Below are 13,693 nucleotides of genomic sequence, written 5' to 3'. Positions count from 1 at the left end.
CTTAGTACATAGAGTGGGTGTTGCTTTCGATATGTTCTTTCGTGATGCGACCGAACATTTTCCAGTAACACCAGATGGTGTAGGCCAGAACAATCGGAACGAATACGCAAGCAACATATGTCATCAGGTTCAGCGTCATATGGCTGGACGTTGCATCCCACATGGTCAGGCTAGCATTCAGCATGGTGCTGGATGGCATGACGAATGGGAACATCGCAATACCCGATGTCAGGATGATGCACGCCAGGGTCAGTGATGAGAACACGAACGCCAGAGCGCCTTTCTCCAGACGGGACGTCAACACGGTCAGCAGCGGCAGCAATACGCCCAGAGCCGGAATAGCCCACAGCGCAGGGGTATTGTTAAAGTTCACCAGCCATGCACCTGCCTGACGCGCCACTTCTTTGGTCAGCGGATTAGACGGCGCAGTATGGTTAATCGCAGACGTCACCACGTAGCCATCAATGCCGTACACCACCCACACACCAGCCAGTGCGAAGCAGACCAGCGTGACCAGCGCAGCGACCTGAGCCGTCGCGCGAGAACGCAGGTGCAGTTCACCAACCGTACGCATCTGCAGGTAGGTTGCGCCCTGAGTGATGATCATCGCCACGCTCACTACGCCGGCCAGCAGACCAAACGGATTCAGCAGCTGGAAGAAGTTACCGGTGTAGTAGAGACGCATGTACTCGTCCAGGTGGAACGGCACGCCCTGCAGCAGGTTACCGAACGCCACGCCGATGACCAGCGGTGGAACGAAGCTACCGATGAAGATGCCCCAGTCCCACATGTTGCGCCAGCGGGTGTCTTCAATCTTGGAACGGTAGTCGAAACCGACCGGACGGAAGAATAAAGAAGCCAGCACCAGAATCATCGCCACGTAGAAGCCGGAGAACGCAGCCGCGTAGACCATCGGCCAGGCAGCGAACAGCGCGCCGCCTGCGGTGATCAGCCACACCTGGTTACCGTCCCAGTGTGGGGCGATGGAGTTGATCATGATTCGACGCTCGGTGTCATTACGACCGAGGAAACGGGTGAGCATCCCCACCCCCATGTCGAAACCATCCGTGACGGCGAAACCGATCAGCAGAACGCCGATCAACAGCCACCAGATAAAACGCAATACTTCATAATCGATCATTTGATGACTCCTGTCTTAGCGTGCCGGCTGAGTAGTCGCAGTGGACTGCTCGTAGTGATAGCGACCGGTTTTCAGGCTGCTTGGGCCAAGGCGCGCGAACTTGAACATCAGGAACAGTTCAGCTACCAGGAACAGGGTGTACAGACCACAAATCAGCAGCATGGAGAAGATCAGGTCGCCCGCTGTCAGGGAGGAGTTCGCTACCGCCGTTGGCAGTACCTCACCAATCGCCCATGGCTGACGGCCATACTCCGCCACAAACCAGCCGGATTCGATTGCGATCCACGGCAGTGGAATACCGTACAGCGCAGTGCGCAGCAGCCATTTTTTCTCGCCGATGCGGTTGCGAATCACGGACCAGAAGGACGCCGCAATGATCAGCAGCATGATGATGCCGCAGCCCACCATGATACGGAATGCGAAGTACAGAGGCGCAACGCGTGGAATCGAGTCTTTGGTTGCCATCTGGATCTGTGCTTCTGTCGCATCAGACACGTTCGGGGTATAGCGCTTCAGCAGCAGACCGTAACCCAGATCTTTCTTCACGTTATTGAACTGGTCGCGAACGGCCTGGTCGGTAGAACCGGCACGCAGCTGTTCCAGCAGCGAGTAGGCTTTCATACCGTTACGGATACGCTCTTCGTGCTGAACCATCAGCTCTTTCAGCCCCGTCACCTGCTTATCAACAGAACGGGTGGCGATGATACCCAGCGCGTAAGGGATCTGAATCGCGAAGTGGTTTTGCTGCGCGTCCTGATCCGGAATACCGAACAGCGTAAAGGCCGCAGGCGCCGGTTGGGTTTCCCATTCGGCTTCGATGGCGGCCAGTTTGGTTTTCTGCACGTCACCCATTTCGTAACCGGATTCATCACCCAGAACGATAACAGAGAGGATTGCAGCCATACCGAAGCTTGCCGCGATAGCAAAGGAGCGCTTAGCAAACGCGAAGTCACGACCGCGCAGCATGTAGTAAGAACTGATACCCAGGATAAACATTGCGCCGCACACATAGCCAGAAGCGACGGTGTGAACGAATTTAACCTGCGCAACCGGGTTCAGGACCAGCTCGGCAAAGCTGACCATCTCCATACGCATGGTTTCGAAGTTGAAATCAGACGCGATCGGGTTCTGCATCCAGCCGTTCGCCACCAGGATCCACAGCGCGGACAGGTTCGAACCTAATGCCACCAGCCAGGTCACCGCCATATGCTGGACTTTACCCAGACGGTCCCAACCGAAGAAGAACAGACCTACAAAGGTGGATTCGAGGAAGAATGCCATCAGACCTTCAATGGCCAGCGGCGCACCGAAGATATCCCCTACATAGTGGGAATAGTAAGACCAGTTAGTCCCGAACTGGAACTCCATAGTCAGACCGGTTGCCACGCCCAGTGCGAAGTTGATACCAAACAACTTGCCCCAGAACTTGGTCATATCTTTATAAATCTGTTTGCCGGAGAGAACGTATACCGTTTCCATGATGGCCAGCAGGAACGCCATACCGAGCGTCAGTGGCACAAAAAGGAAGTGGTACATCGCGGTCAAGGCAAACTGTAAGCGCGACAGTTCGACTATATCTAACATCATGACTCCTTGCTCATCGCATGAAGACTCCGAGAGTGAACCCCGTCAGAAAGAGATCCACACGCATGCCCCAATACAAATTATTCGCATCCTTGTCGTCGTTATTACCCTAAAGGAGGATAAAAACGATGACGTGAGGTTACAAATACGTTAATAAAAAACTCAAATTGATCCCGCAAATATAATACGCTGCAAAACCCTTACAATAAACAGGTTTTTATTGAATCACATTTACGTTTTTCGACGGTGATCAATTTATAGCAAAATTACCACTTTTCGGCCATTTTGATCGGGGACAATTTAGCGCCTTTTGGTGTGTTTTTCCAAACATTAAACATTGATTTAAATCAAAAACAGTCTGTTATGTTAATTGTGTTTTGATGCGGTGAACATAGTAAAGACCATGTTAAAGATATGTATATAAAATACAATTAAGGTTATCGAATCGACGGGTGAATATAAACAGAAGTGATTTTTATTAACTTAGTAGTCTGAATGCCGATTTATTCAGGACATAAATTTTAGTGGGTTTTTCGTTTTTTTCCATCTGCTCTCTTTAAGGCAAATAAATAACAATTATTTTACTTTTACATCCTCTCTAATTAACACCTGTTTGTGACTATTGCATGACGCCCGGCAGGCAATAAAAAAGGCCGCTTTACAGCGGCCAACCATGTCGAAACGGACATTTTTATACTGCAACGCCCCCCTTTCGGGGAGCAGAGAGGACTTACTTAATGATGGATTTCAGTGCTTCGCCGATATCCGCCAGGCTGCGAACGGTTTTCACGCCTGCGGCTTCCAGCGCTGCGAATTTCTCATCAGCCGTACCCTTACCACCGGCGATGATCGCGCCTGCGTGACCCATACGCTTGCCTTTCGGCGCAGTCACACCCGCGATGTAACCCACAACTGGCTTGGTCACGTGTTCTTTGATGTAAGCAGCCGCTTCTTCTTCCGCGCTACCACCGATCTCACCGATCATCACGATCGCTTCGGTCTGTGGATCTTCCTGGAACAGCTTCAGGATGTCGATGAAGTTAGAGCCCGGGATCGGGTCACCGCCGATGCCCACGCAGGTGGACTGGCCGAAGCCGTAGTCGGTGGTTTGCTTAACGGCTTCATAGGTCAGGGTACCGGAACGGGACACGATGCCCACTTTGCCCGGCTTGTGAATGTGGCCCGGCATGATGCCGATTTTGCATTCGCCCGGGGTGATAACGCCAGGGCAGTTCGGGCCGATCATGCGCACTCCTGCTTCATCCAGCTTTACCTTCACGGTCAGCATATCCAGCGTCGGGATGCCTTCTGTGATGGTGATGATCAGTTTGATGCCTGCGTCGATCGCTTCCAGAATGGAGTCTTTGCAGAACGGCGCCGGAACGTAGATCACGGTCGCGGTTGCGCCCGTCGCTTCTACGGCTTCACGCACGGTGTTGAACACCGGCAGGCCCAGGTGGGTGGTGCCGCCTTTACCTGGCGTTACGCCGCCAACCATCTGCGTACCGTAGGCAATCGCCTGTTCGGAGTGGAAAGTCCCCTGGCTACCGGTGAAGCCCTGGCAGATAACCTTGGTATCTTTATTAATTAAAACTGACATTATTTCCCCTCCACTGCGGCAACAACCTGCTGAGCTGCATCCGTCAGACTTTTCGCTGCAATAATATTCAGGCCGCTGTCAGCCAGTTTTTTCGCGCCGAGTTCAGCGTTGTTACCTTCCAGACGTACAACAACCGGAACGTTAACACCCACTTCTTCTACCGCACCGATGATACCGTCGGCGATCAGGTCGCAACGGACGATACCGCCGAAGATGTTAACCAGAACGGCCTTCACGTTGTCGTCGGAGAGAATGATTTTGAACGCTTCGGTTACGCGCTCTTTGGTTGCGCCACCGCCCACGTCGAGGAAGTTTGCTGGCTCACCGCCGTGCAGCTTAACGATGTCCATGGTGCCCATCGCCAGGCCCGCACCGTTAACCATGCAGCCGATGTTGCCGTCCAGCGCCACGTAGTTCAGCTCCCACTGTGCAGCCTGCGCTTCACGCGGATCTTCCTGAGACTGATCGCGCATTTCGCGCAGATCCGGCTGGCGGAACAGCGCGTTGCCGTCAGCGCCCAGCTTGCCGTCGAGGCAGATCAGGTCGCCCTGGGTGGTGATCACCAGCGGGTTAATCTCGATCAGCGCCAGATCGCGCTCCAGGAAGATGGTTGCCAGACCCATGAAGATCTTGGTGAACTGCTGAACCAGTTTACCTTCCAGACCCAGTTTGAACGCCAGCTCGCGACCCTGGTAAGGCATTGGACCCGCCAGCGGATCGATAGCCACTTTGTGGATCAGGTGCGGGGTCTCTTCCGCCACTTTTTCGATTTCCACGCCGCCTTCGGTAGACGCCATGAACACCACGCGACGGGAGCTACGGTCAACAACCGCGCCCAGGTACAGTTCTTTCGCGATGTCGGTCGCCGCTTCAACCAGGATCTGGTTAACCGGCTGGCCGTTCGCGTCTGTCTGGTAGGTCACCAGACGCTTGCCGAGCCAATGTTCAGCAAACGCACGAATCTCTTCTTTACTCTTAACAACCTTCACACCGCCCGCTTTACCACGGCCACCAGCGTGAACCTGACACTTAACTACCCACGGGCCGGAACCGATTTTAGATGCAGCTTCTTCTGCTTCACGCGGGGTAGTACAGGCATAACCCACCGGAGCCGGTAAGCCATACCGGGCAAACAGCTGTTTGGCCTGATATTCATGTAAGTTCATGTGTTCTATCCATCCTTCAGGGTAATCGTTATCTTCAAACCTGTAGACCGGCGCAGTCTGTGTGCCGGATGGCGCTACGCTTATCCGGCCTACAGGGCAGGTGATGCTAAATAGTCACTAGACGTCCAGCAGCAGACGCGTTGGATCTTCCAGCAGCTCTTTAATCGCTACCAGGAAGCCCACGGACTCGCGGCCGTCGATCAGGCGGTGGTCGTAAGAGAGCGCCAGATACATCATTGGCAGGATCTCAACTTTACCGTCTACCGCCATCGGGCGATCTTTAATGGCATGCATACCCAGGATCGCGCTCTGCGGCGGGTTAATGATCGGGGTAGACATCAGCGAGCCGAATACGCCGCCGTTGGTAATGGTGAAGTTACCGCCGGTCAGATCGTCTACGGTCAGCTTGCCGTCGCGGCCTTTAACAGCCAGCTCTTTAATGTTTTTCTCGATGTCAGCCATCCCCAGGGTATCCACATCACGCAGAACCGGCGTTACCAGGCCGCGTGGGGTAGAAACCGCCATGCTGACGTCGAAATAGTTGTGGTAAACCACGTCATCGCCATCGATAGACGCGTTCACTTCCGGGTAGCGTTTCAGCGCTTCAACTACCGCTTTCACGTAGAAGGACATAAAGCCCAGACGGATACCGTGACGTTTTTCAAACGCGTCACCGTACTGCTTACGCAGGTCCATGATTGGCTTCATGTTCACTTCGTTGAAGGTGGTCAGCATCGCGGTGGAGTTTTTCGCTTCCAGCAGACGCTCGGCCACGCGCTTACGCAGGCGAGTCATCGGCACGCGTTTTTCGCTGCGGGCGCCCAGAGCAGGCTGAGCTGCTGGTGCTGCCGCAGGGGCTTTCGCTTCTGCCTGAGCAGGCGCTTTCGCCAGGTGTTTGTCGATGTCTTCGCGGGTCAGACGTCCGCCTACACCGGTGCCTTTGATGGCTGCCGGGTCAAGGCTGTGTTCAGCCAGCAGGCGACGGATCGCCGGGCTGAGGGCGTCGTTAGACTGTTCTTCCAGAGAAGCCTGCTGGCGCTGAGCCGGCGTAGAGGCTTTCTCTTCAGACTTCGCACTGGACTCTTTGCCCGCGCTGTTGCCTTCACGCAGGCGACCCAGGATCTGACGAGAGGTGACGGTGGTACCTTCATCTTCCAGCACCGCGTCCAGAACACCATCCGCCGAAGCCGGTACTTCCAGTACCACTTTGTCAGTTTCGATTTCTACCAGCACTTCATCGCGCTTAACGGCATCGCCTGGTTTTTTGTGCCAGGTAGCGACGGTCGCATCTGCTACGGATTCAGGCAGGTCGGGAACAAGAATATCTACGCTACTCATTTTGTATCCTTTAATTAATCGACGTTCAGCGCGTCATTGACCAGATCTTGTTGCTGCTTCTGGTGAACGGACATATACCCTACCGCCGGAGAGGCGGAGGCCGGGCGACCTGCATAACGCAGGGCTGACCCAAATGGAATCACTTCACGGAAATGATGCTGGCTGCAGTACCATGCGCCCTGGTTGAGCGGCTCTTCCTGGCACCAGACAAAATCATGTACGTGAGCATATTGTTTCAGCACTTCCTGCATCGCCTGATGCGGGAACGGATAAAGCTGTTCGATACGCACAATGGCGACATCTTTCTGATCGTTCTTGCGGCGCTGTTCCAGCAGGTCGTAATAAACCTTACCAGAACACATCACCACGCGCTTCACGCCCTGCGGATCCAGCTCGTCAATTTCACCAATGGCCGGCTGGAAGGTACCGTTCGCCAGTTCTTCCAGGCTGGACACCGCCAGCGGATGACGCAGCAGGGATTTTGGCGACATCACCACCAGCGGACGGCGCATACCGCGCAGCGCCTGACGACGCAGCATGTGGTACACCTGAGCCGGAGTAGACGGCACGCAGACCTGCATGTTCTGCTCGGCGCAGAGCTGCAGATAACGTTCCAGACGCGCGGAGGAGTGCTCAGGACCCTGGCCTTCATAGCCGTGCGGCAGCAGCATAACCAGGCCACACATACGGCCCCACTTCTGCTCGCCGGAGGAGATGAACTGGTCGATAACCACCTGCGCGCCGTTGGCGAAGTCACCAAACTGCGCTTCCCAGATGGTCAGGGTGCGTGGTTCAGCGGTGGCGTAGCCGTATTCGAAAGCCAGTACCGCTTCTTCAGACAGCACGGAGTCCCAGACCTTGAACTGGCCCTGACCGTTGTGCACGTGCTGCAGCGGGGTGTAGGTTGAACCGTTGGACTGGTTGTGAACAACCGCGTGACGGTGGAAGAAGGTCCCACGGCCCGCATCTTCACCGGACAGACGAACAGGAATGCCTTCGTCAACCAGCGTTGCGTAAGCCAGCGTTTCCGCGCCGCCCCAGTCGAACAGCTTCTCGCCTGCCGCCATGGACTGACGGTCAGCGTAGATTTTCTGCACGCGAGACTGCATCTCGATAGCGTCCGGTACGGTGCTGATGCGTTTAGCCAGCTCCTGCAGGCGCTTCATCTCAACCTTGTTCGGGTAGCTCTCATCCCACTCGTGGTTGAGGTACGGCGACCAGGTAAAGGAGTGCATGTTCATCGGACGCAGCTCTTTCACCACGCATTCACCCGCATCCAGCGCGTCGCGGTAGAGGTTGACCATTTCGGTCGCATCTTCCAGCGTCGCCACTTTGTCGCTCTCCAGCTTGTCAGCATAGATTTTGCGCGGGGTTGGGTGTTTTTTGATTTTCTGGTACATCAGCGGCTGGGTTGCACTTGGCTCATCCGCTTCATTGTGGCCGTGACGGCGGTAGCAGAAGAGGTCAATGAACACATCGCGTTTAAAGGTATTACGGAAGTCCAGCGCCAGACGGGTAACGAAAGCAACGGCTTCCGGGTCATCCGCGTTAACGTGGAAGATCGGCGCCTGTACCATCTTACCGATGTCGGTGCAGTACGGGGTAGAACGCGCATCCAGCGGGTTAGAGGTGGTGAAGCCCACCTGGTTGTTAATCACGATGCGAACAGTACCGCCCACTTCGTAACCACGCGCTTTCGACATGTTCAGGGTTTCCTGAACCACGCCCTGCCCTGTTACCGCCGCATCACCGTGGATGGTGATTGGCAGCACTTTATTGCTGCTTGGCTCGTCCAGACGATCCAGACGCGCACGTACGGAACCGATAACCACCGGGCTGACGATTTCCAGGTGTGACGGGTTAAACGCCAGCGCCAGGTGAACCAGACCGCCTTCGGTTTCGATATCAGACGAGAAGCCCATGTGGTACTTCACGTCGCCGGTGCCGAGGTGTTCTTTATGTTTGCCCGCGAATTCGTCGAACAGGTCCTGTGGTTTTTTACCCAGCACGTTGACCAGTACGTTCAGACGACCGCGGTGCGCCATACCCAGTACCACTTCACGGGTACCGCTCTTGCCTGCGTGACGAATCAGCTCTTTCAGCATCGGCACCAGCGCGTCGCCGCCTTCCAGCGAGAAGCGTTTTGCGCCCGGGAATTTCGCGCCCAGATAGCGCTCAAGCCCTTCCGCTGCGGTCAGTTCGTTCAGGAAGCGTTTTTTCTCGTCAGCCGAGAAGGTCGCGTGGCCCGCTACGGATTCGATGCGCTGCTGGATCCAGCGTTTCTCTTCGGTAGAGGTAATGTGCATGTATTCCGCGCCGATGGAGCCGCAGTAGGTTTGCTTGAGCGCGTCAATCAGATCGCCCAGCTTCATCGTGTCTTTGCCGATGGCAAAGGAACCTACGTTAAAGCTTTCCTGGAAATCGGCCTCGGTCAGATCGTGATACGCCGGATCGAGATCGGCCACACGGTCTTGTTTCCACAGTCCCAGCGGATCGAGATTCGCATGCTGGTGACCGCGGAAGCGATAAGCGTTGATAAGCTGCAGGACTTTAACCTGCTTCGCATTGGTGTCAGGGTCGGAAATCGCGGAAGAGTAACGTGAGGCATCCTTCGCCAGACGACGGAAATAATCACGTGTTTTGGAATGGAATTGATCCGGTTTGACCCCTGTGCCAGGCAACTGCTGGAACATGGAACGCCAGTTTGCGTCCACTGAGTCAGGATCGGTTAAGAAGTCTTCATAGAGCTGTTCTATCCAGCTCTGGTTCGCACCAGAGAGGTAAGAAGAGTCCAGCCAGGCTTTCATTGCGCCGTTCTGCATCGTGATCCCTTAAGCATTTTTATGCTTACTTTCGCCGTAGAAACTACCACGCACACCGCGTGTACGTGCCGGGGTTCACCTGCGAGCTCTTTTCATTTGGCCCGCGAAGGAACCTTTAGAAACTGTCTGGACTCCAGGGTAGTACAGGGCAGTTTTTAAAGGTTTCTGCAATCTGTTCCCTCTCCCTTTGGAAGAGGGTCAGGGTGAGGGGAACAGCGCTCCCCTCTCACTACTTACGCACTGCGCTGCAGCAGCATCGACTTAATATGGCCGATGGCGCGCGTCGGGTTGAGCCCCTTCGGACACACACTGACGCAGTTCATGATGCTATGGCAGCGGAATACGCTGAAAGCGTCACTCAGTCCTTCCAGACGGCTGTCGGTTTCGGTGTCGCGGCTATCGATCAGGAAGCGATAGGCAGCCAGCAGACCGGCCGGGCCGATAAACTTGTCCGGGTTCCACCAGAACGACGGGCAGGACGTTGAACAGCATGCGCAGAGAATACACTCGTACAACCCATCGAGTTTTTCACGCTGCTCTGGAGACTGTAAGTGCTCGCGAGCGGGTGGATTTTGCCCATTATTCAATAAGTAAGGCTTAATCTTCTCATATTGTGCATAGAATTGCCCCATGTCTACCACCAAATCACGCACAACCGGCAGGCCTGGCAGAGGACGGATAACAATTTTCTGACCAGGACGCTGCAACGCTGAAATTGGCGTGATGCAGGCCAGGCCATTTTTGCCGTTCATGTTCACCCCGTCAGAGCCACAAACCCCTTCACGGCAGGAGCGGCGGAACGACAGCGTTGGATCTTTTTCTTTCAGCTGGATTAACGCATCCAGCAGCATCATGTCGCGACCTTCTTCCGCTTCCAGGGTGTAGTCCTGCATGCGCGGAGCGTCATCAACATCCGGGTTATAACGATAAACTGAGAATTCGAGTTTCATTATCCTGTCTCCGCATTAATAAGTACGAATCTTCGGCGGGAACGCCGGACGCAGTTTCGGTTCCATATTGACGCTACGACGCGTCATGGTTTCCGACTCTGGCAGATACAGGGAATGGCACAGCCAGTTTTCGTCATCACGCTCCGGGAAGTCGAAGCGGCTATGCGCGCCACGGCTTTCGGTACGGAAGTTTGCCGACATTGCCGTCGCGAACGCGGTTTCCATCAGGTTATCCAGCTCCAGGCACTCAACGCGCTGGGTGTTGAACTCGCTGGAGGTGTCGTCCAGACGGGCATTTTTGAGACGCTCGCGGATAGCTTTCAGCTGCTCAAGGCCTTTGGCCATCGCATCGCCTTCACGGAATACCGAGAAGTTGTGCTGCATGCATTCCTGCAACGCTTTACGGATCTCCACCGGATCTTCGCCGTTACGGTTACCGTTCCAGCGGTTGAGGCGCTCAAGAGAGGCATCAATTTCGTCATCGGTCGCGTCACGCAGCGCGCCCTGCTCGGCAATAGATTCCTGCAGATGCAGACCCACTGCGCGACCAAACACTACCAGGTCCAGCAGGGAGTTGCCGCCCAGACGGTTTGCACCATGTACGGATACGCAGGCAATTTCGCCTACCGCGAACAGGCCAGGAATAACCACGTCTTCGCCCTGCTCGTTCACGGTCAGCGCCTGACCGGTCACTTTGGTCGGAATACCGCCCATCATGTAGTGGCAGGTTGGGATAACCGGAATCGGCTCTTTCACCGGGTCGACGTGTGCAAAGGTGCGGGAGAGTTCCAGGATGCCCGGCAGACGGGATTCCAGCACTTCTTTACCCAGATGGTCGAGTTTCAGCTTCGCGTGTGGACCCCATGGGCCATCACAGCCGCGGCCTTCACGGATTTCGATCATGATGGAACGCGCCACCACGTCACGACCCGCAAGGTCTTTCGCATTCGGGGCATAACGCTCCATAAAGCGCTCGCCGTGTTTGTTCAGCAGGTAACCACCTTCACCGCGGCAACCTTCTGTTACCAGAACGCCCGCACCGGCGATACCGGTTGGGTGGAACTGCCACATCTCCATATCCTGCACCGGCACGCCCGCGCGGATAGCCATACCGACACCGTCACCGGTGTTGATGTGGGCGTTAGTGGTGGACTGATAGATACGGCCTGCGCCGCCGGTCGCCAGCACGGTAGCGCGGGCTTTGAAGTAAACCACTTCACCGGTTTCGATGCACAGCGCGGTACAGCCGACCACTGCGCCGTCGGCGTTTTTCACCAGATCCAGCGCGTACCACTCGGAGAAGATGGTGGTATGGTTTTTCAGGTTCTGCTGATACAGGGTGTGCAGCAGCGCGTGACCGGTACGGTCAGCCGCCGCCGCGGTACGTGCCGCCTGCTCGCCGCCGAAGTTTTTCGACTGGCCGCCAAACGGACGCTGATAGATAGTGCCATTTTCCAGACGGGAGAACGGCAGACCCATATGGTCCAGCTCCAGAATCGCTTCCGGGCCGGTTTTACACATATATTCGATGGCATCCTGGTCGCCGATGTAGTCGGAACCTTTTACCGTGTCATACATGTGCCATTCCCAGTTGTCTTCATGGGAGTTACCCAGCGCAACGGTGATACCGCCCTGCGCAGACACGGTGTGGGAACGGGTCGGGAAAACTTTAGAGAGCAGCGCACAGGTCTGGCCGCTCTGGGAAATTTGCAGTGCGGCACGCATACCTGCGCCACCGGCACCAATCACAACAGCATCAAATTCTCTGACTGGCAGTTTCATTACACACCCCACACCACAACGAATCCATAAATAACGTAAACCACCAGTGCAACCACAATGGCCAGCTGCAGCGGGAGGCGAATCGCCAGCGGTTTAACGTAATCGGTCAACACCTGCCACATACCAATCCAGGCATGAATAAGGATGGAGAACAGAGCCAGCAGGGTGAACACTTTGGTGAAGGCGGATCCGAAGAACCCACTCCAGATTTCCCACGTCAGCGTGCCGCTGGTCGCGAAGAAACCGATCATATAGATGATGTAAAGGGTGAGAACGATGGCGGTAGCACGGACCAGGATGAAGTCATGTACGCCGTTGCGTCCTAATGCGGAGGCGTTGCTTACCATACGAGAACTCCTGCGAGAAGTGAAAGCACGACTGTAATCACAAATGAAATGTTAGCGGAGCGTTTCCCGGCTTCGAAAGTCTCTTCCAGATAGCCAAAGTCCATCAGCATATGGCGAACACCCACGACGACGTGGTACGCCAGCGCGGTCAGAATGCCCCACATGATGAATTTCACGAAGAAGCTGTTCATGATGGCAGAGGCCTGGAGGAATCCTTCAGGGGAAGAGAGGCTGGTGCCCAGTAACCACAGCAAAATACCGACCGCCACAAACGTAATCACACCAGAAACACGGTGCAGAATGGACGCTATTGCTGTTACAGGGAACCGGATCGTTTTGAGATCCAGATTGACAGGTCTTTGTTTTTTCACATTTCTTATCATGAATAACGCCCACATGCTGTTCTTATTGTTTCCTTCCTCCGGACTGCGATGCGGGTCAAGCAGCGTTCCTTTTCTATAACTGCGCGTCATGCAAAACATTGCTTCCAGATGCTAAAACGACACGTTACAACGCTGGGTGGCTCGGGATTGCAGGGTGTTCCGGAGACCTGGCGGCAGTATAGGCCGTTCACAAAATCATTACAATTAACCTACATACAGTTTGTCGGGTTTTCTCTGGAACAGTGATCAGGGTCACGATAACAACATCTTTTTAATTTTTAATCATCTGATTTGACAAATGTTAAACAATATTGTTACAAACGTCATCAGAAAAGGCATATAATGCGCAAAAGTTATGAGGTCTCACTTTCACCTGACAAATAGTTATGTAACAGTGTGATGGTATTGACCGAAGTTATCAGGACAGTTATTAGTGATATACAGGTTTGAATAATTCGGACTGCAAAAACGCTGATTTGCTGTTGTTTCACTGATATTTCATTCGTTTACCTGCAAGGCGCCATAGCTCTGTACCCTGGTTTGTCCTCGTGAGCTGAGCGGTAAGCCAAATAACAATCTG

The 13,693-nt window shown here is 54.6% G+C and carries 10 protein-coding genes; all 10 read right to left on the bottom strand.

The window, feature by feature from the left end:
• Position 1: 1 nt before the first annotated feature.
• A complete protein-coding gene (gene cydB, locus GXP72_RS06450; protein WP_023334940.1) occupies positions 2-1,141 on the bottom strand; it encodes a cytochrome d ubiquinol oxidase subunit II in 1,140 nt (379 codons plus the stop codon).
• A gap of 15 nt (positions 1,142-1,156) precedes the next feature.
• Positions 1,157-2,725, bottom strand: coding sequence for a cytochrome ubiquinol oxidase subunit I (gene cydA, locus GXP72_RS06445; RefSeq protein ID WP_048990050.1), 1,569 nt, complete (start codon positions 2,723-2,725; stop codon positions 1,157-1,159).
• Between the two features lie 730 nt (positions 2,726-3,455).
• A complete protein-coding gene (gene sucD / locus GXP72_RS06440) occupies positions 3,456-4,325 on the bottom strand; it encodes a succinate--CoA ligase subunit alpha (RefSeq protein WP_008501094.1) in 870 nt (289 codons plus the stop codon).
• The gene (gene sucC, locus GXP72_RS06435; RefSeq protein ID WP_006809579.1) at positions 4,325-5,491 is read right to left on the bottom strand and encodes an ADP-forming succinate--CoA ligase subunit beta; all 1,167 of its coding nucleotides are present in this window, start codon (positions 5,489-5,491) and stop codon (positions 4,325-4,327) included. The genes sucD and sucC overlap by 1 nt, the downstream gene beginning before the upstream one ends.
• Positions 5,492-5,608: 117 nt before the next feature.
• The gene (gene odhB / locus GXP72_RS06430; protein ID WP_008501093.1) at positions 5,609-6,829 is read right to left on the bottom strand and encodes a 2-oxoglutarate dehydrogenase complex dihydrolipoyllysine-residue succinyltransferase; all 1,221 of its coding nucleotides are present in this window, start codon (positions 6,827-6,829) and stop codon (positions 5,609-5,611) included.
• Between the two features lie 14 nt (positions 6,830-6,843).
• Positions 6,844-9,651: a 2-oxoglutarate dehydrogenase E1 component gene (gene sucA / locus GXP72_RS06425; RefSeq protein WP_032649515.1), complete on the bottom strand. Its 2,808-nt coding sequence runs from the start codon at positions 9,649-9,651 to the stop codon at positions 6,844-6,846.
• Positions 9,652-9,884: 233 nt separating this feature from the next.
• Positions 9,885-10,601 carry a succinate dehydrogenase iron-sulfur subunit SdhB gene (gene sdhB / locus GXP72_RS06420; protein WP_008501090.1) on the bottom strand — a complete coding sequence of 239 codons (717 nt, stop codon included), beginning with the start codon at positions 10,599-10,601 and terminating at the stop codon, positions 9,885-9,887.
• A 15-nt stretch (positions 10,602-10,616) separates the two neighbouring features.
• A complete protein-coding gene (gene sdhA, locus GXP72_RS06415) occupies positions 10,617-12,383 on the bottom strand; it encodes a succinate dehydrogenase flavoprotein subunit (protein WP_022650618.1) in 1,767 nt (588 codons plus the stop codon).
• Entirely contained in the window at positions 12,383-12,730 is a 348-nt protein-coding gene (gene sdhD / locus GXP72_RS06410; protein WP_008501088.1) for a succinate dehydrogenase membrane anchor subunit, read from the bottom strand. The genes sdhA and sdhD overlap by 1 nt, the downstream gene beginning before the upstream one ends.
• On the bottom strand, positions 12,724-13,128 hold the full coding sequence (gene sdhC / locus GXP72_RS06405) for a succinate dehydrogenase cytochrome b556 subunit (protein ID WP_020684965.1): 405 nt from the start codon (positions 13,126-13,128) through the stop codon (positions 12,724-12,726). Before sdhC ends, sdhD begins: the two co-directional genes overlap by 7 nt.
• Positions 13,129-13,693: the final 565 nt, after the last annotated feature.

This window comes from Enterobacter sp. SES19, assembly GCF_011765665.1.
GTDB lineage: Bacteria > Pseudomonadota > Gammaproteobacteria > Enterobacterales > Enterobacteriaceae > Enterobacter > Enterobacter pseudoroggenkampii.
This window is presented reverse-complemented; position numbering and strand designations above follow the sequence as displayed.

Excerpts from the sequence above, each read along its gene's own strand:
- sucD (WP_008501094.1), bottom strand. The coding sequence starts at position 4,325 with ATGTCAGTTTTAATTAATAAAGATACCAAGGTTATCTGCCAGGGCTTC.
- cydB (WP_023334940.1), bottom strand. The coding sequence starts at position 1,141 with ATGATCGATTATGAAGTATTGCGTTTTATCTGGTGGCTGTTGATCGGC.
- odhB (WP_008501093.1), bottom strand. The coding sequence starts at position 6,829 with ATGAGTAGCGTAGATATTCTTGTTCCCGACCTGCCTGAATCCGTAGCA.
- sucC (WP_006809579.1), bottom strand. The coding sequence starts at position 5,491 with ATGAACTTACATGAATATCAGGCCAAACAGCTGTTTGCCCGGTATGGC.
- sdhB (WP_008501090.1), bottom strand. The coding sequence starts at position 10,601 with ATGAAACTCGAATTCTCAGTTTATCGTTATAACCCGGATGTTGATGAC.
- sdhD (WP_008501088.1), bottom strand. The coding sequence starts at position 12,730 with ATGGTAAGCAACGCCTCCGCATTAGGACGCAACGGCGTACATGACTTC.
- cydA (WP_048990050.1), bottom strand. The coding sequence starts at position 2,725 with ATGTTAGATATAGTCGAACTGTCGCGCTTACAGTTTGCCTTGACCGCG.
- sdhC (WP_020684965.1), bottom strand. The coding sequence starts at position 13,128 with ATGTGGGCGTTATTCATGATAAGAAATGTGAAAAAACAAAGACCTGTC.
- sucA (WP_032649515.1), bottom strand. The coding sequence starts at position 9,651 with ATGCAGAACGGCGCAATGAAAGCCTGGCTGGACTCTTCTTACCTCTCT.
- sdhA (WP_022650618.1), bottom strand. The coding sequence starts at position 12,383 with ATGAAACTGCCAGTCAGAGAATTTGATGCTGTTGTGATTGGTGCCGGT.